This window comes from Polaribacter haliotis (genome assembly GCF_014784055.1).
In the GTDB taxonomy this organism is placed as follows: Bacteria; Bacteroidota; Bacteroidia; order Flavobacteriales; family Flavobacteriaceae; genus Polaribacter; species Polaribacter haliotis.
This window is the reverse complement of sequence record NZ_CP061813.1, coordinates 1801071-1826600: the sequence shown is the minus strand read 5'-3', so window position 1 is coordinate 1826600 and position 25530 is coordinate 1801071. Positions and strand designations below refer to the sequence as shown.

General features: G+C 29.5%; 14 protein-coding genes. 3 read left to right on the top strand and 11 right to left on the bottom strand.

Going from position 1 to position 25530, the window contains the following annotated elements; all coding sequences use genetic code 11:
- Positions 1 to 39: 39 nt before the first annotated feature.
- From H9I45_RS07800 to H9I45_RS07755, 10 genes are all read right to left on the bottom strand, one after another.
- Positions 40 to 3102: a chondroitinase family polysaccharide lyase gene (locus H9I45_RS07800; protein WP_088354782.1), complete on the bottom strand. Its 3063-nt coding sequence runs from the start codon at positions 3100 to 3102 to the stop codon at positions 40 to 42.
- Positions 3103 to 3139: 37 nt separating this feature from the next.
- Complete coding sequence (locus tag H9I45_RS07795; RefSeq protein ID WP_140422766.1) at positions 3140 to 3904, bottom strand: hypothetical protein; 765 nt, start codon at positions 3902 to 3904, stop codon at positions 3140 to 3142.
- Between the two features lie 3 nt (positions 3905 to 3907).
- Positions 3908 to 5407, bottom strand: a complete 1500-nt coding sequence (locus H9I45_RS07790) for a sulfatase family protein (protein ID WP_088354780.1) — start codon at positions 5405 to 5407, stop codon at positions 3908 to 3910.
- A gap of 15 nt (positions 5408 to 5422) precedes the next feature.
- Complete coding sequence (locus H9I45_RS07785; protein WP_088354779.1) at positions 5423 to 6649, bottom strand: glycoside hydrolase family protein; 1227 nt, start codon at positions 6647 to 6649, stop codon at positions 5423 to 5425.
- A gap of 219 nt (positions 6650 to 6868) precedes the next feature.
- Complete coding sequence (locus tag H9I45_RS07780; RefSeq protein WP_088354778.1) at positions 6869 to 8338, bottom strand: T9SS-dependent choice-of-anchor J family protein; 1470 nt, start codon at positions 8336 to 8338, stop codon at positions 6869 to 6871.
- 155 nt (positions 8339 to 8493) lie between these two features.
- On the bottom strand, positions 8494 to 9447 hold the full coding sequence (locus H9I45_RS07775; protein WP_088354777.1) for a DUF5017 domain-containing protein: 954 nt from the start codon (positions 9445 to 9447) through the stop codon (positions 8494 to 8496).
- 27 nt (positions 9448 to 9474) lie between these two features.
- Positions 9475 to 11109, bottom strand: a complete 1635-nt coding sequence (locus H9I45_RS07770; RefSeq protein ID WP_088354776.1) for a RagB/SusD family nutrient uptake outer membrane protein — start codon at positions 11107 to 11109, stop codon at positions 9475 to 9477.
- A gap of 11 nt (positions 11110 to 11120) precedes the next feature.
- Positions 11121 to 14300 (bottom strand): SusC/RagA family TonB-linked outer membrane protein, encoded by a 3180-nt coding sequence (locus H9I45_RS07765; protein WP_088354775.1) that lies wholly within the window; start codon positions 14298 to 14300, stop codon positions 11121 to 11123.
- Positions 14301 to 14468: 168 nt separating this feature from the next.
- A complete protein-coding gene (locus H9I45_RS07760; protein WP_088354774.1) occupies positions 14469 to 18611 on the bottom strand; it encodes a hybrid sensor histidine kinase/response regulator transcription factor in 4143 nt (1380 codons plus the stop codon).
- Positions 18612 to 18663: 52 nt separating this feature from the next.
- Positions 18664 to 19692, bottom strand: coding sequence for a LacI family DNA-binding transcriptional regulator (locus H9I45_RS07755; RefSeq protein WP_088354773.1), 1029 nt, complete (start codon positions 19690 to 19692; stop codon positions 18664 to 18666).
- Between the two features lie 182 nt (positions 19693 to 19874).
- Between H9I45_RS07755 and kduI the strand changes: the two genes are divergently transcribed.
- The 3 genes from kduI to H9I45_RS07740 all read left to right on the top strand — a co-directional run bounded on the left by kduI (position 19875) and on the right by H9I45_RS07740 (position 22793).
- Positions 19875 to 20717 (top strand): 5-dehydro-4-deoxy-D-glucuronate isomerase, encoded by an 843-nt coding sequence (kduI, locus tag H9I45_RS07750; protein WP_088354772.1) that lies wholly within the window; start codon positions 19875 to 19877, stop codon positions 20715 to 20717.
- 18 nt (positions 20718 to 20735) lie between these two features.
- Positions 20736 to 21530 carry a gluconate 5-dehydrogenase gene (locus H9I45_RS07745; protein ID WP_088354771.1) on the top strand — a complete coding sequence of 265 codons (795 nt, stop codon included), beginning with the start codon at positions 20736 to 20738 and terminating at the stop codon, positions 21528 to 21530.
- A gap of 87 nt (positions 21531 to 21617) precedes the next feature.
- Positions 21618 to 22793 (top strand): BT3233 family polysaccharide utilization protein, encoded by a 1176-nt coding sequence (locus tag H9I45_RS07740; protein WP_088354770.1) that lies wholly within the window; start codon positions 21618 to 21620, stop codon positions 22791 to 22793.
- Positions 22794 to 22889: 96 nt separating this feature from the next.
- On the opposite strand, the gene H9I45_RS07735 is transcribed toward H9I45_RS07740, so the two are convergent.
- A complete protein-coding gene (locus tag H9I45_RS07735) occupies positions 22890 to 25472 on the bottom strand; it encodes a DUF4955 domain-containing protein (protein ID WP_088354769.1) in 2583 nt (860 codons plus the stop codon).
- Positions 25473 to 25530 lie beyond the last annotated feature (58 nt).

The window sequence follows — 25530 nt, the reverse complement described above, 5'->3', positions numbered from 1 at the left end:
TGCTTTAATTAGCTTAACAAAAAAACTTTGTAAAATGTTTTAAGACTTTAGTTTTATTAAAACAACCTCGTGAGACAAACCATCTTTTAATTCTAAAGAAATAATTGTTGTATCAGAAGAATTGTCAACTGAAAGCACATTTTCTGAAATTGGAGCAGACCATTTTCCATGCAGTGTAATCATAAATTTTACAGGCCTACTAAAGTTGATATATCTGTTACTTCTTATTTGTTGAAAATTTAAATCTGGTTGTACTACACTTAATGTTGTTTTGTTTGTACTGTCTTTTCTTGCCATAATTAAGGCAGGTTTAGAAACCGATTTTAAAATTCCGTTTTCTACATTTTTATCAGCTTCAAAAACAACATAACCTGTAGTATTTGTTTTTTCATCTTTAACAATGTGTGCAATTCCATCTGCTTTTAAAATGGTATAAGAATTGTCGTTCTTTACTTTTTGATCAAAATTCTTTATTTCTCCTTCATTATTGAATGGATAAATTACATATTGATAATTGGCGTTTTTTGGTGCTAAACCATGATTTATCCATGCAGAAGCATAATTACCTTCAGTTTCTTTTGCTCCTTTTCCTTTCGGATTCATTTTACCAGTATTGATAGAATATTTATTGTGATATGATTTTTGTTTTTCTTTTTTGAATTGAACAGCATCATTAGATAAAATATGATATCCGTTTCCATAATTATCTATAATCCAGTTTTTTTGTTCGTTGTTTTTAGGGATTTCTCCTTTAAAAGGAAAATTTTTAATTTCATCTGAAGGAATGTAAATCAGATCTTTTTCATCTTTTAAAAATGTTTGAAATAAGTTTGTTTGAGTTGGATTTTTAGCATCGATACTCGAAATATCTGTACCAATACAAATTAATTTATTTCCAAAAGAAAATACCGATTTCTTCGCTTTTAACTTTCCAGGAAAACCAACATTTACTTCATTTCCATCTGCATTAGAACCTTTACTTTCGTTTAAAATCATTCCGAAAATTCCATTCTCTCCTAAAGTTGTAGTTCCTGCAAAAGTTTCTGCAGAACGAAACATAATTAAGGGCATTTTTGGTTCTAATTCCTCAAAAGGTAAATAGATAACAGTTGCTGCAGGATATCTGTTCCAATCCCAACCTTCTTGTTTAAAACCACTTCCTTTTTCGCCTTTTTTATTCAATAATTGTATGGTTCCGTTTGCAGGATATCTTCCATACCTGTTAGAAGCCACATAAATTTCTGATGCCCAAACATATTTGCTATATCCTTTAATAATTGCTGCCCAATCATTTTGTCTTTTTACAGCAGTTGCTCCATAAGGAAACGTGTAAAAACCAGTAAGATTTTCTTCATTTATTCCGTTTATTTGAGTAAATAAAGTAGAGTTTAAAACATCCTCTTTTCCCCAAAGTCTTAAATATGCTGCTGCAACTTCCTTGTCTATTTTAGTTTTTCCTGTCGGATCTCCAGCATTTGCCATCAATAAAAATTCTTCTTTTAGAGAATTTATTCCATTGTTTTCTAATGGATGACGTCCAGCATTACCAAAACCCCAATTGTATTTCTGACTATAAATTCTGGATGCTAAAAAGGCTTTTCTAAAATTTTCATGGCCTTCTGTTCTTACTCTAAATCTTGTTCTTGCTAACGTATTTATTACTTTTGGTACATTTTGAAAAGCACCAATTCCATACGCAGGATAATGTCCATTATGGTGCCAAGCAGTTCCATCTATTTTAAAACCCCATTCTTCTTTTTGTTGTGCTAAAATAATAGACATGTATTTAGAATATGCACTTAACATTCTAGCTTGTGTTTCTTGTTTTTCAAACATGAAAATTAGCTTTAAATGATAATATGCTTGGGTGTTTAAATAGTCTATATTTACGTGAAATTTACTTTCGTCGTCTAAAACCATTCCTAAATTAAATAACCAATGTAAGCTACTTGCAACTTCTTTTAACAAGCCTTTTTCATATAAAAATCTTCGCATAATAAAGAATGCATCTGTAATTTCTCTAACATTGTAACCAACATGATGTCTTGTTCCGCCATTAGAACCTGCTTGCCAACCTTGGTCTAAAAAATATTTTGTTCCGGTTAAAAACATTTCTTCAATTGTTGCTGTTTCTTCTGCATTACCTCTTTTATGAAAATTAGCTAATTTTTTTAATATTTTACCTAATTCACCAACATCATTAAACTCATTCTTACCTTGTTGTATTTTATCGTAGAAAGATTGTTTTCTTTGAAAAGTTAAAGGTGGTCCTGTAATTATTTCTCCATTATCCTTTAGATTTAATTTATTGAAGTCTTCTTTTAAAGAATTAATATAAATCCTATATTTTTTTGGAATTACTAAATCTGCATCAATTTTTTGCTCGAACTTTTTTAAGTCGATTCTTGTAGCTACAGAAATAGGTTTTTCTTTTACGTTTTTTATACGATTGTAATTGCTAATTAATGGCATCCAATGATCTTTAGCTAAATCTTGGCCATCTTTAATAAATGGAACAATTTCATCTGGATATTGATGTCTGTCATCTTGGTATTGAGAAAAAATAATATCATCAAAATATAAAGTTCCACTTTTTGAATTTGTGGTAATTTTAAAAGAATCGTAATCTATAATAGCTCCTTTTTTTGGGGTATTTCCTTTCATTTCGTAAAAAGGAACCCAAATTGTTCGCCATCCTTTAAAGGTTAAAGCAATATCGAACCAAACTTCTTTTTGTCCGTTTTTTTGGTAAGAAATAGTTATTGTTTCATTTTGAGGAATTTCATTATAGATATCCATTTGTAAAGTAGGACTTGCAGGAAAATGATCTCCATAAGCCAAAGGACTTTCATCTAAAGTTAAAAACTTAAAGTTTGAAGTAGTTACAGAAGCTACATTTGTCCAAGTCCATTTTAAAGATTTATCACCAAATTTAAAATGGTCTTCACTCGTAGAAATGGTACTATTTGTAGTTTTATATTCATTTAAAACTGCTTCATCCTCAAAAGATTCTATTGCAGGTTTGTTGTGTTGTGCATAACCAAAGAAGCCAATTAAAATAATTAATATGGAAGAAAAATATGTTTTTTTTGATGTATTCATATTTATAATTTTGTTTTAAGAACCTTTATTTTTATTACTATTTAGTAAGTAATGTAACTTTAGATCCTTTTATTTCCCAGTCTTGAAACCAAACACTTTTTGTTGGGTTAGAATTCTCATTTTCTATATTTTCGAAGCTACTAATTAATGCCAAATCTCCAGTTATTTGTTCTTTGGCAATGTCTTTTTTAGAGATTCTACCTAAAACTTTTCCATTTGTGGTATCTATCACAGAAAGATCGATAGTGTAATTATTAAAATGATTTGAAATAGACATTTTTAAATTCACCCCTTTTTTTAATGCTTCTATAATTGTTTTGTTTTTATGATTTGGACTTGGAGCTCCAATAAACAAAGCTCCATTTGTACACATTCCAATATTTATGCCTTTTTTGGAATTTGGAGCATTTACTTTAAAATCGGATTTAGAACCAATATGAAAACCCGCCCAATTTTTATTTAAGTTAGAAATTTCATCATTATAAAAACCCATATGAACTGACATTTCTAAATCGCCTTCTTGGTTTCCTAATTGTCTTGTTCGCAAACTAATTTTTCTATCTTCATTACTTACCAAACATTCAATTTTGTTATTTATAATTTGCCATTCTTTACTATTTTCTGAAGCATATTCTAATTCTGGAAGTGTAGTTTGTGTTATTTTAGAAAAATCACTTTTATAATCTGTTTTTGCAAATTTATTCTCTTTTTCACAGCTTAAAAAAAGCATAGATAAGCAGATGAAAACAATAATTTTACTTTTATCTACTAAAGAAAAAAAAGGATTTGCATTTAACTTCATTTCTTATTTTAAGTTTTGATATTTCTCCAGCCAAGGATCTTTTTTCTCCTCTAAATTTTTAATTAATTCTGAATACAATTTTTTTTCTAAATCTGCATTTTTACCAATCAAATTTGTTTTTTGATACGGATCATTTACATTATCATATAAAAATTTGCGTTCTATATTATTTTTATCAATAGTAATAACGTACGTGTTTTTGTGCGTTCTAATTCCTCTATGACCAGAAGCAGGTTCTCCTTCCAAAATAAAATAATACAGAGCAGAAGTTGGTTTATCTCCTTCATCATTCAAAATTATGGACGATAAATCTCGACCATCTAAATTCTTTGGAATTCCATCTGTAGCTTCCACTAAATTTAAAATTGTTGGCATAATATCAGTTACACTTACAATTAAATCACTTTTTTGATTCGCCCTTATCTTTCTCGGCCATTTAATAATAAAAGGCACATTTATAGCTTCTTCAAACCAAACATTTTTAGACATCAAACCATGGCTTCCCATCATTTCTCCATGATCTGAAGTGATGATTACAATCGTATTTTCTTCTATACCTTCATCTTTTAAAGATTTTAAAACTCGCCCTATTTGTTCATCAACACCAGTAACCATCGCAAAATGATTACGAACATGTTCTTTTGCCAAATGTGTTCTATTTCTTGTTGCTCCAGCGTGAAAAGCAAATTCACTTACATCTGAATCTAAAGCTACATTTTCTCTAACCAATAATTCATCCAAAGATTTGTCTTTATAGTTCTTTAAATATTTTTCGGGAACATATTGATAAGGTGGATGAGGTGGATTTACAGACCAAAATAAAGCAAAAGGTTTGTCTGCACTTCTTGTTTCTGGTGAAGGATTTTTAATATAATCGATAATAACATTTGCTTCGTGTTTTGCAGACCATTCTTTAATTTCTGTAACCTCATCTTCTTTAGCTTCATTTTTCCAATAGTGAGGTGTATTGTGTTCGTCAAAAGTTCCATAGGCATACCAAAAATTAAAATTATGACGTAATTCTTTAGGTTGATAAGCATCCCAAAGCACAGAATCTTTTCCTTGAATTGGAGCAGGAGAGGTTAAGTGTAATTTGCCTACATAACCAGCATCATATCCGTTTTCTACTAAAACATCAGAAATACTAACGTCGTCTTTTTGCCAAGAATTATTGTATTTATGTCTGTTGGAATTACTGTTACTTAAAACTGAATTATTATATGGCAATTTCCCTGTCATTAACATTCCTCTGTATGGACTGCATAATGGATAATTGCTAATTGCGTTCGAAATTACCATTCCTTCTTTTCCTAATTTATCTAAATTAGGTGTAACTACAGGATCTTGATTATTAATACCAATTGCAGCATTTCTAAACTGATCTGGAAAAATAAATAAGATATTTGGTTTCTCTTTTTTGGTTTCTTCCGAAGTTGAATTCGTTTTACAAGAAACTATAAATACTGAAACACAAATGAGTGATAAAATCTTTAAATAATTCATTTTAAGAATAATAGTTTATTTTTTTGCTTCTAAATTTTTTAATCTTGAGAGTGCTTCAATGTAATAATAATCTGCGTAAATTAAAGCAACATCAATTTCATGACCTAAAGATTTTGCACCTGTAGAATGTAGTAAAAAAGAATCTGCTTTGCCCACTGCAGAATAATTTTCTGACCCTAAAGATTTCAACATTTTAATTGCTGCATTATAATACCTTTCTTGGTCTTCTTTACTTTCGACAAAAGTGCTTAAATCTAATAATGCAGATGCAACAACTGCTGCTGCAGAAGCATCTTTTTCTTCTTTTGGATTGCTTTGTACATCGAAATCCCAAGCAGGAACCATATCTTCTGGCAATAAATCTAAATACTTATCTGTAATTTTTTGAGCAAAATCTAAAAACTTCTTGTCTTTTGTTTCTTTGTAAACCATTGTATAACCATAAACGCCCCAAGCTTGTCCACGAGACCATCTACTGTCGTCTGCAAAACCTTGTTTTGTATGTCTGTTTAATACATTTCCGTTTATAGAATCGTATTCAATAACATGCCAAGAAGTTAAATCTTTTCTAAAATGATTTTTCATAGTAGTTTCTGCATGTTTTACAGCAATATCATAAAATTTTGAATCATTACTATGTTTAGAAGCCCAGAAAAGCAATTCTAAATTCAACATATTATCGATAATTGTAATGTGTTGTTTCCAACGAGGATGCATTTTGTTAGACCAAGATCTTATGGTACCAACATTTGAGTTAAATCTCGATGCTAAAGATTTTGCTGATGTTAATAAAATATCTTTGTACTCTTTTTTACCACCAATTTTATACCCATTCCCATAAGCAGGAAACATCATAAAACCAATATCATGGTGTTCTGTAATATTTTTAAAATCTTCAAAAACCTCTGTACGTTTTATAGCTTCATTTTTCCATCTTTCGTTTCCTGTTACATCATAAGCATACCATAAAATTCCAGGATAAAAACCAGAAGTCCAAATTAGTTTGTTGTTTGTAACTTCTTTCCACGCTGTTTTATCAGCATCTATTAACCTTGGGTGTTTTGTTAAGTCTGTTAATTTAGGAACTGCAATTTCTAATTGGTGTTCACAATCATCAATTTGTTTTTGTAAATCTATTGAAGTTTCATTATTAGAAACTGAAGCAATAAGAGTTGGTTTTTTTGAGTTTTTACAACTTACAAAACTTACCAAAAAAAATAGAAAAAATATTTTGAAACGCATTTGATTTTGATTTTAAATTACACTGACTTTTTTAATTTGAAATTTTAAGATTTCGTTTTAAACAAATTTATAGCAAGAATTAAAATTTTAAAGAGGTATAAGGGTTCAAATAAGGGTTGCTTTTTGGTCTTTTAGTAAGATTTTATCTTTTAATAACGAAAAGAGCACTATCTGTGTAATGTATAATGCTCTTTTAAAATAATAAAAGTCAAACACTTTTTAATTAATTATAACTTTTTTACTTGTAACACCACCTTTTTGAGATACTATTTTTAACATATATAATCCTTTTGAATAATTTCTTACATCAATAGGTTGTGCATTATTATTTTTATAAATTACTTTACCAGTAAGATTTATTAACTGTATATTTTTAACTTCTATATTCAATTTAGAAATATTTATAAAGCTATTTGTAGGGTTTGGATATACTGTAAAAGCGTTGTTTAAAACATCATCTTTAACAGATAATATAGAGGAATCTACAGTAAAATCTAATTGTTGCAAAGCTGTAAAGTTTGAATTTGGTGTCCAAGCCGTTGATAAAACAAAACGATAATATCTATATGGTTTTGTTGTTGTTAGTGTAATAGGGAATTCTGTTGATCCACTATTATTACTAAACATTCCAACAGGATCACTTAAATCATCCCAAGAAGTATCGTCATTACTTCCTTGAACAATCCATTTAGATTCATCTGGAGCACCTTTATTAGAAGTACCATTTACTAACTTATATCTTACTTCTGTAACAGCAATTTTATTGTATTTATCTGCTACTTCAAATTTATAACCTTCTCCAACAGGAATTAAAATTCCATTTGCCAATCTAGGCACAGAACCTTGAGTTGTTAAAACATCTGCCCATTTACTAGTGTTAGAAAAATTACTTTCTGCATTAGCTGCAGATGGTGTATTAAATATACCAACTTGTCCTGAAGAACTTGTATTTAAAGCGGAAAATGCTCCATTCGCAACATCTTCTCTAGAAGCCTCAAATACGACATCAGAAATATAAAATACGCCATGTTGTTTTACATCTTTTTCAAAAGCTGAATTATCTGTAACAACTTTAAAAGCTATTGTTACTGAACTACTTGTGTAAGCAGATAAATCTAAACTTCCAGATACATAAGTTAAAGGAGCAACATCTGAAGTTGCTATTGCACCTGTAATATTTGCAGTTTCATCTGTCCAAGTTGCAGTATTAGGTACAGCTCCATGTGTATAGTTTTCTGAAACCATTATAGAAAGTGTTGCTCCACCACCAACTACAGAACGTTGCTCTGTCCAAAAAGAAACTTTTGGTGAATTTGTAGTAGATAAATCTTGATTCGTCATCATTGCCCAACCTTCAATCTCATGATTTGCTAAAGTTGCATCTGCTCCACTTGTATTTGAAAACGAAATAGCTCTTTGATCTCTTGCTGCTCCATTTGGAATTCTATTTGCTGGTCTTGTACTTTCATCAAAAACAGGGCTTGAGTCTGTTGCGTCTACAACATCACTCACTCTTTTTCCTATTTGCGCAGCATCTTGTCCACCAAGTGCAACTTTTTGTACAGTAAAACCTCTTCCTTCATTTTCGAATCTAAAGTCTTCGTAATATGTGGTTTGTGCACTTATAGAAAATGCAATGAATCCAAACATCAAAAATAAAATGTTTTTTAAAGTAATTTTTTTCATCATAAAAAGTTTTTAAGTTTATTGATTGTAAAATTAGACTCAAAATGTATTTTTCAGAGGGGGTTTGCTATTCTTTAAGAGGTGTTAATTAACCAGATTAAATAGAAAACACCCCATAAATGGAGTGTTTTGATAGTTTTATTATTTATTTTTTGGAATTATTCTACTTCAATCGTAAATTCTTTAACAGTTTCTTTATCTCCATAAATAGTAGTGTTATTACCAACCAAAGTAATTGTATAAGTTCCTGGTTCTGTATAAGTGTAAGAAAATGTTTTTAACTTTTCTGAATACGTCTTTAAAGCTTCACCTTTATCTGGATTTACTTTTGTAAGGTTTATAGGTTTTGTAATTAGCCAATCTTCGTTTACAACCCAACTTCCTGCAATTTTAACTTGACCTCTCATTCTCCACAATCCTTTAAATTCTGGACCTCCTTTACCAGTATCGAAATACCATTTGTTGGCATTCCAATTACTATCAATACCCTGCAAATCAACTGGCAGAAAACCAGGATTAATTTCGTTTGCGATTTTTAGTGGAGCAGGTGTATCTGCTACATCCATTTCAATATTTAAATCGTCTAAATACCATTCAGATGGTCTTCCACTTAAATCGTCAGCAAAATATTTGAATCCGAAGTAAATAGTATTTCCATCTGCTAAATCTGTTATATCTACAACACCAGATTCTTGCAATGTAAAATCATATAATTTAGAGATATTAAATCTGTCTGTTATTTCTACCCAAGTTGCATTATTTACGGATGCTGCTTCTCCTGAACCATCATAATCTTTAGAATACCAAACTGTTAAATTGCCTTCTTTATTTGTTCCTGTACCCCATTTTTGTGAGTTTAAAAAAGACATATTTACAACACCTTCTGCATTGGTTCTATCTTTGTATTTATATTGATGACCAAAATCACCTGCATAAAAATATAAAAAGTTAGGTGAGTTTTCTACTGTAAACTCTACAGGTTCACCAACTTTGGCTTTTAGATTGTAATTAATAGAAAAATCTGGAGTTTCTACTTCTTCTAAATCTTCACAACTTTGAAATACTAGAGCAATTACGAATAAACTAGTTAATATAAATTTTATTTTTTTCATCTTATGTGTTTTTAAAGTTTCTACTTTTTACCAACCTTTCGTTTGCTTTATATTGGTATTTACACCTAATTCTTGTTCTGGAATTGGTAATATATAATGCTTGTTTGGATCAAAATCATTATAACCATCAAAATAATTGAATGAAGAATGGAGATTATTTTTTCTTATATTTCTAACAGCTGGTTCGTCTCCACTTTCTGGAAGCTCATCTGGACCTAAATTTGGTTCTCCATAAGAAGTCCAATCATCATTAATAAAATTAGTATCTGCCCCTAATGTTTCCATTGTAATTTTGGTTTCGTTTACTTTTTGTTCTAAAATTCCCCATCTTACTAAATCGTACTTTCTTTGACCTTCAAAGCACAATTCTAATAAACGTTCCTCTTGAATAGCTTCTTCTGTAATAGTTGTTAATGGAGTTGCTTTTGCTCTGTTTCTAACTCTATTTACGGCATTTAATGCCAATGCAGATCCTGGAGTTATTTTATTTTCTGCTTCTGCATACATTAATAACACATCAGAAAAACGTAACACTGGCCAATGATGAGGACCATAACTTGTATTTGTGTTATTGCTTTCTAAAAATCTACGGTATTTAGATGCTGGATATGTAAATTGATTGTTTATGGTACTTAATTCACAATTATTATTTCTTTTATTAAAATAAGGATAGGTGTTCCAAAAACCTCTTTCATCTGAAGGGTCTGATCTATATTTTTGAATTAAAGAAATAGTTGCGTACGTTAAAGCAAATCCTTTTCCACAACCTTCGTCATCTATTTTCATTCCAAAAGCTGAACCCAATTTAGAGGATTGTTGTGAATCTAAATTAGCGAATGAAAACCCTATTTGAAATAACATTTCTTGTTTCTCATATTGCTCCATAGCTAATTGATTGAATACGTCTTCGTAACTTGGGTTTAAGACATGATATGAATCGTCAATTACTTTTTTACTCCAATCTCTTGCTTTTTCGTAAGCTCCTGCTTCATTAAATGGCTGGCTTGCCATATATAAATATGCCTTAGCTAATAAACCTCTTGCAGAAGATTTATTTGCTCTACCAGAAACAGATATTGCTGCTGTTGGTAAATTCTTTTCTGCAATTTCTAAATCTGAAACAATTTGTTTGTAAACATCTATACCTGCTGTTCTTGGTAATAATTGTTTGTTCGTTTCCTCTAATGGCATTGGAATTCCTTCTATACCACCAAATGCTTTTTGAATATCGAAATATACAAAAGCTCTTAAAAAGTAAGCATCTGCTAAATATGTCTTTTTTATATTCTCATCTAATGGAGAATTTTTAAGACCACTAATTAAAGTATTCGTTGCAGAGATAGCTTCGTAATAAGTTCCCCAAATTGTTCTTAAATCTGGTTCTGAAGCCGTAAAGTTATTCTTTAGAATACTTCGAAGACCATTTCTATTATAATGCCCTTCATCTGTATAATTTGTTGGGTATTGTGCGTTTATTACTGCTTCTCTATAATTGGCTACAATACGACTGTATGCTCCAGCTAAACCAGCCAAAGCACCAGATTCTGTATTGTACAAATTGTCTGCAGAAATATTATCGTTTTGAGGTATTTCTAACTGATCATCACAACTTACAAATAAAATTGTGGCAAATACGATTGTTAATATTGATTTTATTTTCATGATTTTATTTTTTAGAAAGAAACATTTAAACCTACACTCATTATTTTATGGATTGGATATCCAGAATAATCTACACCAGGCATTATTAAAGAGTTAACAACAGAAACATCTGGGTCGAAACCACTATAATTAGTCCAAGTAAAAAGGTTTTGAGCTGCGAAATATACTTTTAAGCTATTTAATTTAAACTTGTCTAAAACGTCTTTTGAAAAGTTATATGAAAAATTTACAGTTTTTAATCTCAAGTAAGAACCATCTTCAATAACTCTAGAAGAAATGTCTTCGAAACCTTGTCCTCCAGCTCTGTGCATTGTTGTGTTTTGATTATCTGGAGTCCATCTATTTAAAGTTGTTGCTAATTGGTTTTGATTTGGCCTATCCATATTTTCAAAAACTAATCTATTCGCATTTAAAATATCGCTTCCATAAGACCATTGTAAAAAGGTACTTAATTCGAAATTTTTATAGGTAAAAGTATTTCCTAAACCTCCAAAATGTACAGGAAGTCCATTACCAATAATTGTTTTATCTGCAGCAGTTATTTCTCCATCTCCATTTAAATCTTTGTATTTTTCGTCTCCTGGTTGATGACTTCTATAACTTGGTTGTCCAGAATTTAAAGTATGTGTAGTTGCAGTTGCATCGTAATTTTCGAAATCATCAATTTGGTAAACTCCATCAGAAACATAACCATACATATTCCCCAAAGGTTTTCCTTCTTCAACAATAAATTGATTGGTACTTAGCAATCTATAATAATTAGGTCTACCAAAAATTGGTTTACTATCAGGTAAAGATTCTATTGTATTTTGATTGAAAGAAATATTAAAATCTGTAGTCCATTGAAAATCTTTAGTAGAAATATTTGTTGTGTTGATACCTATTTCTAATCCTCTATTTCTTACTTGACCAGAATTTATATAGATAGTTTCGTATCCTTGAGACAAAGCAGCATCTGCATTTATTAATAAATCTTTTGTATCTTTTTGATATGCTTCCACAGCTACAGAAAGACGTCCATTAAAAAAGCCAGCATCTAAACCGATATTTACTTGCTCTGTAGTTTCCCAAAATAAATTTGAATTTGCACCAAAACTTGTTGGTCTTTGTCCTTGTACAACTTGGTTATTAAAGAAGTAATTAGAATTTTCGTCCGTTAAAAATTCGAATCTTGCATCACCAGGAATTCTATCATTCCCTGTTTTACCATAACCAGCTTTAAATTTTAATTGAGAAAATACATCTAAACTTTTAATAAAACCTTCTTTATGAGCATTCCAAGAAACTGCAGCAGAAGGAAAATAACCAACTCTATTTTTTTCTGGAAAGATAGAAGAAGCATCTCTTCTTAAAGAAGCAGTAAATAAGTATTTCCCTTTATAACCGTAATTAACTCTGCTTAATAAAGAGAATATTTTAGATTCGTTATCTCCTATAATATCATTAGAACTGTTTAAAGTTCCACCATCTAAAGAGTTTATTCCTAAACCTTCTAAATATTGAGGGATATCTATAGATCTAATTAAAGTTCTTGAGTTTTTTCTTGTATTTAATGTCGCTCCTAATAAAACATTTATAGAGTGTCCATTAAAGTTATTTTTATAATTAACTGTATTAACAGAGTTAAAATTATTAAATCTTTGATTGTCAATTGAACCATTAATTCCATCAATTTTATTAATTATTCTTCCATAGACAGTTTTACTGTTATTAAAAACCCCTGTTTCTCTAAACTGATTATTAAAACTAGCTTTAGATTCTAATGTTATGTTAGAATTCAATTTATACTTTAAACCAAGGTTTGCTATAAATTGATCTATTTTACGTCTTCTATATTCATTATTTAGTGAAACTATAGGATGCCAGCTAACAATGTTTATCAAATCAAATTCATCACTTACATCATCTAAAGGGCTAAAACCATCTGGATAATCTATAAATTTATTAGCAACAGGATTATAAGTAATCAAGTTTCTCATAAAAGAGTAGGAAGAGTTACCTTTTGTGTCTAATCCATCTTGTTGTTGTGATGTATATAAAACATCCATTCTTACATCGAACTTGTCATTTAATTTGTGGTCTAAAGTAATTCTACCATTTATTCTTGAATATTCAGAATTTAATAAAGAACCTTGGTCTTCAACTGCATTAATAGAAGCATTAAACCTAGTTTTATCTCCTCCACTAGAAATATTAAGTTTGTGTGTTTTTGTAAATGCAGCTCTAAAAGCTTCATCTTGCCAATTTCTTCCAATTTCATTTCTGTAATCTTCTAAACCACCAACTTGTACACTTTGTCCTAGAGTTTCATCAAAAACAGAGAAAAATCTTGAGGTTGTACTAGCTTCATTTATTTCTAAAGAAAGTTTTAAAAACTCATAAGGACTTAACACTTCTAATTTTTTAGCAACGACTTTAGCATCTAATCTTGTTTCATAAGAAATTTTTGTCTTGCCAGATTTTGCTCTTTTCGTTGTAATTATAACAACACCATTTGCACCACGTACACCATAAATTGCTGTTGCAGAAGCGTCTTTTAAAACACTCATAGATTCTATGTCTGAAGGATCTACCAAACCAGGATTAAAATTGTCCATTATGAAACCATCTAATACATATAATGGAGAATTATCTCCATTTATAGTATTTCCACCTCTAATTACAATATTCATTCCACTACCTGGTTCTCCACTTCCACCACTAACTTGTACACCTGTAACTCTACCTGCAAGTGCTTGGTCGAAATTTGCAACTGGTGCCTCTGTAATTTTATCCATTTTAATAGTGGCTACAGAGCCTGTTAAATCCTTCTTTTGTACAGAACCATAACCAATTACTACAATTTCATCTAAATTTTCTGTATCTGGGTCAAGAGAAACATTAATAACATTTTCTTTTCCAACAATTTTTACAATTTGTTTATATCCTAAATATCTAAAGGTTAAAGAAGAACCTATTTTTGCTTTTATTGAATATTTTCCATCGAAATCTGTAGAAACACCATTTAAAGTTCCAGTCTCTGTTACAGATACTCCTGGTAATGGAGTCCCAATTTCGTCTAACACTGTTCCTGTTATTGTTTTTATTTGTGCATTTACTGATAAAGTAAAGAATGCACTAAATAAGAACATAAAGAGAATAATTCTATTCGCTTTTGAACTATTTAAAGATTGTTTGTAATGATTTTTCATCTTTATTATTTTGGTTAAAAATTATGATGTAAAGTTAGCGTTGAAATGAAAAGAAGTAAGGGGGTTTTTGTCTCTTTGTAGTGGGGTTATTTGTTCTGAATTCTTCAAAATGGTTGTTTTTAAAGAGTTTTTGTAGAAAATAAAAAAAATATATTAAAAATAGAAAAATTAATGATTCAGTTTTTTATCAATATCTTTTTTAGCATTTTTTAAACGGTATTGAGAAGGTAATTCATCAAATAATTTTTGAAAAGATTTTCTGAAGTGTTTCAAATCATTAAAACCTAAATCGAAAGCAATTTCTGAAATTGTTAATTGAGATTGAGCAATTAATTGTGCAGCTCTTTTCAGTTTTATAGTTCTAATAAATTCTGTAATAGATTGCCCTGTTAATGCTTTTAATTTTCTGTATAAGGCAGATCTGCTCATACCTAATTCAGAAATAAAATCTTGAATCGTAAATTCTGAATTATTGATATTTTTTTCAATTAAAGAAATACTCTTTTTTAGGAAAACTTCATCTGCAGAGGTAATTTCTAATTCTTTTGGTTTTAGGATAATGTCCTTTTTAAACTTTTTGATTAAGTTTTGCCTCGTTTTTAAAACATTATTAACTCTTATCTCTAAAACACTAGCATCAAAAGGTTTTGTAATATAGGCATCTGCGCCAATTTTAAATCCTTCTTTTTGTGATTCATCAGAAGTTTTTGCGGTTAATAATAAAACTGGAATGTGGCTTGTTAAAATGTTTGTTTTAATGTTATTACATAAATCAATACCATTCATAATAGGCATCATTACATCACTAATAATTAAATCGATAGTGTTACTTTTTGCAATATCTAATGCAATTTGCCCATTTTCTGCTTCTAAAATATGGTATTTTTCTTCAAAAATTTCTTTGATAAATGCTCTAACATCTTCATTATCTTCCACCAATAAAAGTGTTGGTGCTTCTGTGTTTTTAGTTATTTTTTTAGTTGATTTTTCTTCGTTAGTTTCTGGTAACAAATAATTTGTATTGTCTTCATACAAACCAATTTCTTCAATTTCATTGGTTTGATTTATAATTTGGTCTTCACTTAAATGTTTTTTTCCCAAAGGCAACAAAATAGTAAATGAAGTTCCTTCGTTTTCTTTACTTTTTATTTTGATGTTTCCTCCATGTAATTTAATGACACTTTTTGCCAAAGCCAAACCAATTCCAGTTCCTGTTCTTGCATTTTCGTCTCTTTCAATTTGATAAAAACGGTCGAAAACGTATTTTATATTTTTACTCGGAATTCCTTTCCCTGTATCTTTAATATCAATTTTTACAAATTCTTGTTGCTTTTTTGTTTTTTCAATTGTGGTTACTCTAATTTTTATAAAGCCATTATTTGGCGTGAATTTAAACGCATTCGATAATAAATTAAAGATTACTTTTTTAAGATTTACAACATCAAACCAAGTTTCTATATTTTTATCCGAAGATTTAAAAGAATAATCAATCTCTCTAAAATTAGCCAATTCATCAAAAGATAATTTTATGTTTTCAATAAAATTTACAATATTGTTTTTTGATGCTTTTAGTTTTAATTTACCAGATTCACTTTTTCTAAAATCTAATAATTGATTAATCAATTGCAACAATACACTAGCATTTCTGTACATTATTTGGTGTTGTTTCTGCACATTTGTGTTGCCTTCTTTATTCTTTAGCATTCGTTCTAAAGGACCAATAATTAATGTTAATGGCGTTCTAAAATCATGAGAAATGTTGGTAAATAACTTTAGTTTTAAACGATTAATTTCTTCAATTTTTTCTTTTTCTAAACGTTCTTGCTTTAGTTCGTTTTTCTCTATAATTCTTAATAAACTGTATTTTCTGAAAGTAATTAATGCTCCAATTACAAGTAAACTATATATGATATATGCCCACCAAGTTTTCCAAAAAGGAGGCAAAATTTTCACTTTTACAGCTTGTCCTTTTTCATTCCATAAACCATCACTATTAGATGCTTTTATTTTAAAAGTATAATTACCTGCATCTAAATTTGTATAAGTTGCAGATTTTCTATTTCCAATATAATTCCAATCCTCATCAAAACCATCTAACATATAAGCATAGTTGTTTTTATCTGATTGTGAATAACTTAACGCAATAAAATTAAAACTAAATACATTCTGATTATGGTCTAAAGTAATTTCTTTATCAATATTTGTACCTGACAAATAAGGTTGGTTATTTACAAAAAGTGAAGTGACATAAACTGGCGGAATAAAAGAGTTTTCTATAATTTCATTAGGGTTAAAAAACACAATTCCGTTTGCGCTACCAAACATTAATTCTTTGTTTTTTAACTTTAATTTAGAACCATAATTGAATTCATTTTCTACTAAACCATCTGAAACACCAAAATTTTTAAATTGACGAGATTCTAAATTAAAACGACTTAAACCTTTGTTGGTGCTAAACCATAAATTATTATAATCGTCAGGTAAAATGCTATAAATAACTTCATTTGGCAAACCTTCTGCAATGCCATATTTCGTGCTTTTTTTAGTAGTTGTATTGTAGTAATAAAGACTATTTCCTTCTGTGCCAATCCAAATATTTTTAGAATTGTCTTCATAAGCAGATAATGTTATGGAAATGTTATTGTTTTTTTCGCTTTCTAACTTATAATTTATTGGCGTTATTTTTTTTGAATCGATATTAATTTTTGCCAAACCATTATCTCCAGAAACTAAAAGAATTTTATCATTTGAAGTTTCAGAAATATTAAAAATTATTTCTCCAAAAGTAAGTTCGGAGTTTTCAATTCTTAAAAAAGAATTATTTTTTACATCCAAAACATTTAATCCTCCTCCAGAAGTTCCAATCCATATATTTCCATAGACATCTTCGAATAAGGATATGATTCTATCATTACTCAAACTATTTGAGTTCGTACTACTTTTGTATTTTTTAAAGATAAAAGGTTTTTTATTCGGATTTAAAAAATTTAAACCTCCATCATGCGTTCCAATCCAAAAGTTACCATTTTTAGTTCTTAAAATAGCTTTTACATTATTAGTACTTATACTATTTGGGTTGTTTTTATTATGCGTGTAATAGGTGAATTTCCCTGTTTTCTTATCTAAATAATTAATTCCTCCACCTTCTGTACCAATCCATAAATTGCCTTTTGGATCTTCAATAATCGAGCTAATTACTTTATAATTTAATTTGAAATTGTTTGTACCTGCTAAATAGTGTTTAAACAAATCGAAACTTCTGTCGTAATAATTTACACCTCCAGCATACGTACCAATCCAAACATCGCCTTTTGTGTCTCCAATAATCTTATAAATGGAATTCTGACTTAAACTATTCACATTATTTTCATCATGTGTATAATGTTTTAAAGTTGTTTTTTCTTTGTTTAAAATATACAAACCATTGTAAGTTCCAATCCAGATATTATTATAAAAATCTTGATGAATGGTTCTAACTTCTGTAGAAATTTGAGTACTGTTTTTAGAATCTAATACAAAATGCTGAAATTCATTTTTATCTGCATCAAAAATTGCCAAACCATCATTGTAACCCAACCAGATATTTTTGTCTTTATCTTGATAAATTACAGGAGAATAATTTCTGTTTTGTTCTTTTACACCACTTTTAGGATATTCGAAATTCTCGAACTTATTTTCTTTACTGTTAAAAACGATGATGTCATTTTGCTTACAAATCCATAGTTTGTCATCTGAAGTAACATACAACGATCTTATTTCATTTTCTGATGTGTTTAGCGGATTTTTATCTTCATTTAAAACATGCGTTATTTCTCCTGTTTTAGTGTTGAATTTCTCCAATCCAGCACTAGTCCCAATCCACAAATAATTGTCTTTTGCAAGTGCAGAACTCCAAATTTCGTTACTAATTAAACTGTTTTTATTATTGCTATGTTTGTAACGAACAAAAATATCTTCTGTGGGTAAATATTTATTTAAACCATTGTTGGTTCCAATCCAAATAGTTCCATTATTATCTTCTAATAAAGTTCTAATAAAACTACTACTAATACTAGTTTCATCTTTATAATCGTATCTGTAAGTTTTAAAATTATGCCCATCGTATTTGTTTAATCCATCTCTGGTTCCAAACCATAAAAACCCTTTTGAATCTTGTAGAATAGTTAAAACCGAACTTTGAGATAAACCTTCAGATAAAGAAAATTGTTTAAATTTTAATAATTGATTATTGGTAGAAAAATCTTGCGCAAAAGATGCGAAAACGACTATTAAAATTAGAGAAAGTGAAAGTAAACTACTTTTAAATTTCATTATTAAAGTTAGAAATTATTTCTATTAGAATTTAAAACTGAAATATAGTAATTTATTTTTTAGTTCTTAAAGAAGAGGTTCTTTCTATTAAGTTAGTTTTTACAATAATAGTTTCGTGGATGCCTTTTTTAGTTTTGTTAGAAATTTTATCTAACAGTAATTTAGTAGCAACATTTCCTATTTCGGTACCAGATTGATTTATGGTTGTTAATGCAGGTTCTATAACCGAAGAAATAGATTCGTTACTAAAACCAACAATAGCAATTTCTTCTGGAATTTTTATATTCATTTTTTTTAGATGCTGAATTGTACCAATAGCAACAACATCATTCGCACAAAAAATGCCATCTACTTTATAAGGTAAAGCCAGCAATTTTTTTACATTTTCTGAACCATCTTTTTCCATTAATGTTGATGTAATAACCAATTCTTCTCTAAAAGGAATATTGTATTTTTCTAAAGCAGCTTTATAACCTTTAAACCTATTTTTATAAATTTCTAAATTTTGTGGCCCAGCAAAATGAGCAATTTCTGTGCTTTTTTGTTCAATTAAATGTTCTACAGCTGTAAAAGCAGCTTCAAAATCGTCGATAACAACTTTACTATTTTCAGAAATATTACAATGTCTATCAAAAAAAACAAACGGAATATTTCTTTGTTGTAATCCTTTAAAATGATTGTAATTAATAGTCTCCATAGAAATAGAAACTAAAACACCATCAACTCTATTTGCTAATAAAGTATCTATAATACTTTGCTCTCTTTCTAAACTTTCTAAAGACTGACAAATAATTACATTATAGCCTGCTTTAAAAGCAGTTTCTTCAATTCCGGCAATTGCAGAAGAGAAAAAATGACGAGATATTCTTGGCACAATTACACCAATAGTAAAGGTTTTACTTTTACGTAAATTAGAAGCCAAATGGTTTCTTTGATATCCCAATTCATTGGCTTTGGCAAGAATTTTATCTTTTGTTTTTTTGGCAACTCGCGGGCTATTATTTAAAGCTCTGGAAACTGTGGAACTATCTATTTCCAAAATATTAGCAATGTCGTGTATTGTTACCTCGTTATTATCCATTTTTAAAAATATGCACTAAAGATTCGTCTTTATTATTATCATGTGAAATTAAACATATTATTCATTTAACTCTTCAGCAAATATAAATATATTAAAATACAATCGATTGTATTTTAATATATTTTTCTTACTTTTGTATTAAAGTTGAAAGAAAATACTCATTAAAAATAGAAAATATAATTATGAAAACAAACTATAGCACAAGATATGCAGCATCTCCACAAGATGTAAAATCATATGATACAGCAAGAATTAGAGAAGAATTTTTAATTGATAATTTAATGGAGAAAAATGTAATAAATTTTACATATTCTCATTACGATCGTTTTATTACTGGAAGTGCAGTACCAACTAATTCATCTTTAAAATTAGAAACTATAGATGCTTTAAAAGCTGAAAACTTTTTAGATAGAAGAGAATTAGGAATTATAAATGTTGGGCAAGCAGGAAAAGTTACTGTAGATGGAACTGAATATGCTTTAGAACATAAAGAAGCATTATATGTTGGTCAAGGAAACAAAAATGTAAAGTTTTCAAGCGAATCTGCCGAAAATCCAGCAATGTTTTATTTGAATTCGACTCCAGCTCACAAAGCTTTTCCGACTAAAAAAATTGGAAGAAATGATGTTGAAACTGTAGAATTAGGTTCTCCAGAAACCGCAAATGCAAGAACATTAAGAAAGTATATTGTAAACAGTGTTGTAGATGTTTGTCAATTACAAATGGGTATGACAACTATAAAACCAGGAAGTTCTTGGAACACAATGCCAGCTCATGTACATGATAGAAGAATGGAAATCTATTTCTATTTTGAAGTTGCTGAAGACCAAGCAGTTTGTCATTTTATGGGAGAACCAACAGAAACTAGACATATTTGGATGGGAAATAACCAAGCAGTAATTTCTCCTCCTTGGTCAATTCATTCAGGTTCTGGAACAAGTAGTTATTCTTTTATTTGGGGAATGGCTGGTGAAAATTTAGATTATGGAGATATGGATCACTGTAAAATTAACGAATTAAGATAATCATCAAAATATAAAAACATGTCAATTAACTTATTCGATTTATCAGGTAAAGTAGCTTTAATTACGGGAGGAACTCATGGTCTTGGAATGGCAATGGCTAAAGGAATTGGAAATGCAGGAGCAAAAATTGTGGTGAATGGAAATTCTTCTCAAGAAAAATTAGACAAAGCTGTAAAAGAATATAAAGCTGCAGGAATAGATGCTTATGGATATCTTTTTAATGTTACTGATGAAGTTGCTGTAAAGGAAAATATCGTAAAAATTGAAGCTGAAGTTGGCGCGATTGATATTTTAGTGAACAATGCAGGAATCATTAAAAGGACGCCTTTAGTAGAAATGGAAGTTGCAGATTTCAAACAAGTGATTGACGTAGATTTAGTAGCTCCATTTATTGTTTCTAAACATGTTGTAAAAGGAATGATTGAAAGAAAAAACGGAAAAATAATTAATATTTGTTCCATGATGAGCGAATTGGGTAGAAATTCTGTGGGTGCTTATGCAGCTGCAAAAGGTGGTTTAAAAATGCTGACTCAAAATATGGCTACAGAATGGGCTAAATTCAACATTCAAACAAACGGAATTGGACCAGGTTATTTTGCTACAAGCCAAACAGCACCAATTAGAATTGATGGACATCCTTTTAACGATTTTATTGTGGGAAGAACTCCTGCAGGAAAATGGGGAGATCCAGATGATTTACAAGGAGCAGCCATCTTTTTAAGTTCTGCTGCAAGTAATTTTGTAAATGGACAAGTTGTTTATGTTGATGGTGGAATTCTAGCAACTATTGGTAAGCCAGTAAACGAAGATTAATATTTTTATCTTCACTAATAATATATAAAACCTGTCTTTTTTTAAAATCTGACGGGTTTTAAAGTTTTAATTTAAAAATAAATTATAATGAAAACTATTAAAAAACTTTCATACTTATTAATTGGTGCTATTTTATTTTCTTGTAGTCAAGAGAAAAAAAATACAATTATTACAGTAAAAAATTCGCTTGATTTCAAACGAACTTTTGAAATAGTTGAAATTCAAAAATCTGACTTGAAAGTTGATGATTTTTCTAAAGTTGGAATTAAAGATGTAAAAACAGGAGAACTTCAAGTTACACAATTAGTAGATGTTGATGGAGATGGAACTATGGACGAAATTTTATTTCAACCAAAAATAGATGCAAATTCTACAGCAAATTTTGAAGTTGTAATTATTACAGTAGCAGAAAAACCACAAGCACCAGAATTATGTTATTCTCGTTTTGTGCCAGAAAGAACAGACGATTATACTTGGGAAAACAACAGGGTTGCTTTTCGTGTTTATGGACCAAATGCGCAATACAGGGCAGAAAACAACTTGCCAGAACCAACTCTATCAAGTGGAGTAGATGCTTGGTTGAAAAGAGTAGAATATCCTATAATTAACAAATGGTATAAAGAAACTTTGGTTGATAAGACAGGAAGTTATCATGAAGATACAGGTGAAGGTTTAGATAATTTTCATGTAGGAGTAAGTAGAGGTGTTGGAGGAATTGCTGTTAAAGTAGTTGATAAATATTACTTGTCTAAAAATTATACAAAATGGAGAACCATTACTACTGGCCCATTAAGAACCAGTTTTTATTTAGAATATGAAGATTGGGATGCCGCTGGAAATACAATTAAAGAATCTAAAATAATCAGTTTAGATTTGGGTAGTAATTTTTCTAAATTTTCAACAAATATTGAAGGAACAGACACTGTTTCAGCAGGTTTAACACTGCATGAAAAAGATGGAGAAGTAACAGGAGATACTAAAAATGGTTGGGTTAACTATTGGCAACCTCATGGAGATTCAGAAATTGAAACTGCAATTGTTGCAGATAATAAAACTTTTAAAGGTTTCGAAAAATACGATGTTGAAACAAAAGATTTAAGTAATGCTTACGCTCATTTAAACGTTATCGATAATAAAGTTGTTTATTATGCTGGTTTCACTTGGAAAAAAAGCGAACAGTTTGCTTCTAAACAAGATTGGGAGAATTATTTAAACCAATTTTCTAAACAAATAAATAATCCTTTAGAGGTTAGTATAAAATAAAATTTAGTAGCATTATAGATTGCGAATTTCAAGATTTAAAAAAGGGATTGTATTGTTACAATCCCTTTTTTAGTTTCAAAATTTGATGAAAATTATTTATTTCTTCAATAATTTATAATCTTTAGAAATACCATTTCCTATCAACTTTAAAAAGTATATTCCAGATGAAATATTATTAGATGTAGTATTTATTATTACTGTGCCTAATCCTTCAATATTTATAGATTTTACAACTCTTCCTAGCGAATCAAAAAGTAATGCTTTATTAAATTTAGCTCCTAAATTACCAATTGTAATTTCCGAAGAAAACGGATTTGGATACACTTTAATAGTATCTTCAATTATAAAAGATGTATTAGATAGTGTTGTATCTGATACAAAATATTTTACATCAGAAATATAAAAAGTACCATTTCTATTAGAGCCAGAATATGTAGAATTATCACTTGTGTATTTAAAGGCTAAAGTGAAATTTGTATCTGTGTAAGAAGAAATGTCTAAAAGAGATTCAACATAAGTTTGAGGATTTTGACCAGAAGTTGCAATTTTATTTACATTAGAAGTTACGTTTGTCCAATTTGCAGTGGTAACATTATTTGTATAATCTGTAGAAATAAATACTTCTAAACTGGAAATTCCTCCATTTGCATAACGTTGTTCTGTCCAAAAACTTACGTATTTAAAAGTATCATCAGCATTTATATATTGGTTATTTTTGGAAACATCAATTATTGGCATTGTTACCCAAGCTTCTAATTCGTAATTAGTATTTGAAGAAGTACCAACAATTGCAATTGCTTTTTGGTTTCTTGCACTATTTGCAGGAATTCTGTTTGCAGGTCTTGCTTCTGTAAACTCGTTGTTAGAATCTGCAGCATCAGGAATATCGTTTACACGTTTTCCTATTTGAGCTTCGTTTTGCGAATTTGTATTTTTTACAATTTGAACAGAATATCCTTGGTTTACAGCTCCAAAATCTTCGTAATAAAAAATTGGATAAAAAGGATTTGTTAATGTGTTATTAATCCAACCAGGAAGTGTTCCTAAACGATATTTTAATTGCGCTTCATATAAAGATTCTTCATCTACATGAGTTCCAGGAGATTCATTTACTTGAAATTGATTTGCATCAGAAGACATTGTAAAACCTTTTAAACCCGAAATAATAGGAGTTATAAATTTAGCATAAACAGTTTCATTATTTGGTCTGAATGATTTTACAGCAGAATTCTGATAAGAAACGCCTTCAAAATTCCACAAAACCATATTCTTTAAATGATTTGGTAATGCACCTGTAGAACCTCCTTGATGAAAAAACACACCTCCTTTGCAGAAATCAATTAAAGTAGATCTTGGCTGGCTTGCATGCATTTCTATTCCAGAAGTACCAGTTTGTGGATGATTATTTCTCCAAAGAACGTTTCCAATAGATTTTCCATTTACGCCAACTCCATGCCAAACACCTGTTGTTAAATCATCATTTCTACCTAAAAAACAACCAGACGCAGAATTTGTAGTAATAAAATTATGACCTGGATTTCCTGTATATTTATTATTTAAAGCTGTATTATTGGAAGAGAATAGAAACTGTGCAGCTTGAGACATTGCAGAAAATTCTACATTAGTAATCCAGCTATTTACTGTGTGATTAAATTTTATTCCACTCCAACCAGATGAACTTAAAAAAGCATTGGGTCCACTTGTTCCTTCATTAGGAAATAATTCTTCTGGTGCTTTATGATGAAGATGTTTCCAAATAAAACCACCTGTATATTTTAAATCTTGAATCCCAACATTTTCTAAAGCTTTAAAGTTATTAATTTTCCAATTGTAATTTGCATTTATAGCTCTATGAATAGGCTCTTTAAAAGTAATTGTGTTTGTTGTTTTACCAACTACTTTATGAATTTCTCTAACCTCCACTCCTTCATTTACTATCTTTAAATTTTCTGGTTGATGAAAATTGGAAGTAGAAAAAGGAGCCAATTCTTCTGCTACTAAATTTGTATCATTATTCTTAACATACAATTCTACCCATTGGCCAATTGTAATGTTATTTGTGCTTGCAACTTGAACTGTATAAGACTCTCTATTTACATCTGCTGTTATGTTTGTAAGTAAAGAATTTGCAGAATCTTCTCCATTCCAGAATAGAAATAAATACGGACATAAATAATCTTTTGTAGCCATTTCTGGATGTGTAGTATGGCTTTTTTGATACAATTCTGTTCCTCCAGAACCAGAACCACTTCCTTTAATAACAATGTTACTTTTAGAAATTCTTATTACTTCTTCTGGGTCATCTGCAGGAACTCCAGCAACAGTTGGTTCGGAATCGTTTACAATAAATCTTCCAGGAGGAAAGAAAATAACACCTCCATTTGGGTTAGATTCTGCAGCCGCAATTGTAGATTTTATGGCTTCTTTATCAGATTTATTATCATTTGCTATTGCACCATAATCAGTAACATAATAAACTTGTTGAGAAAACGAAGTTGGTAAAGAAACTTCTCCATTTTTATAACCAGCAAAGCTAAATGTTGGTAAAATAGGTGTTGTGTTATTAATTTGTGCATCTAACCAATTTTGATATAGTGCACTTGGGTTTTGAGAATTTACTTCTTGAATAAGAAACAAAAAAGAAATTACAATTAAAGATTTAAAGTAATTGAAAGTCATATGTGTTATTTTTATGTAAAAATAAACTTCAACTTACTTTTTAGAGTGTGGGAGAGTG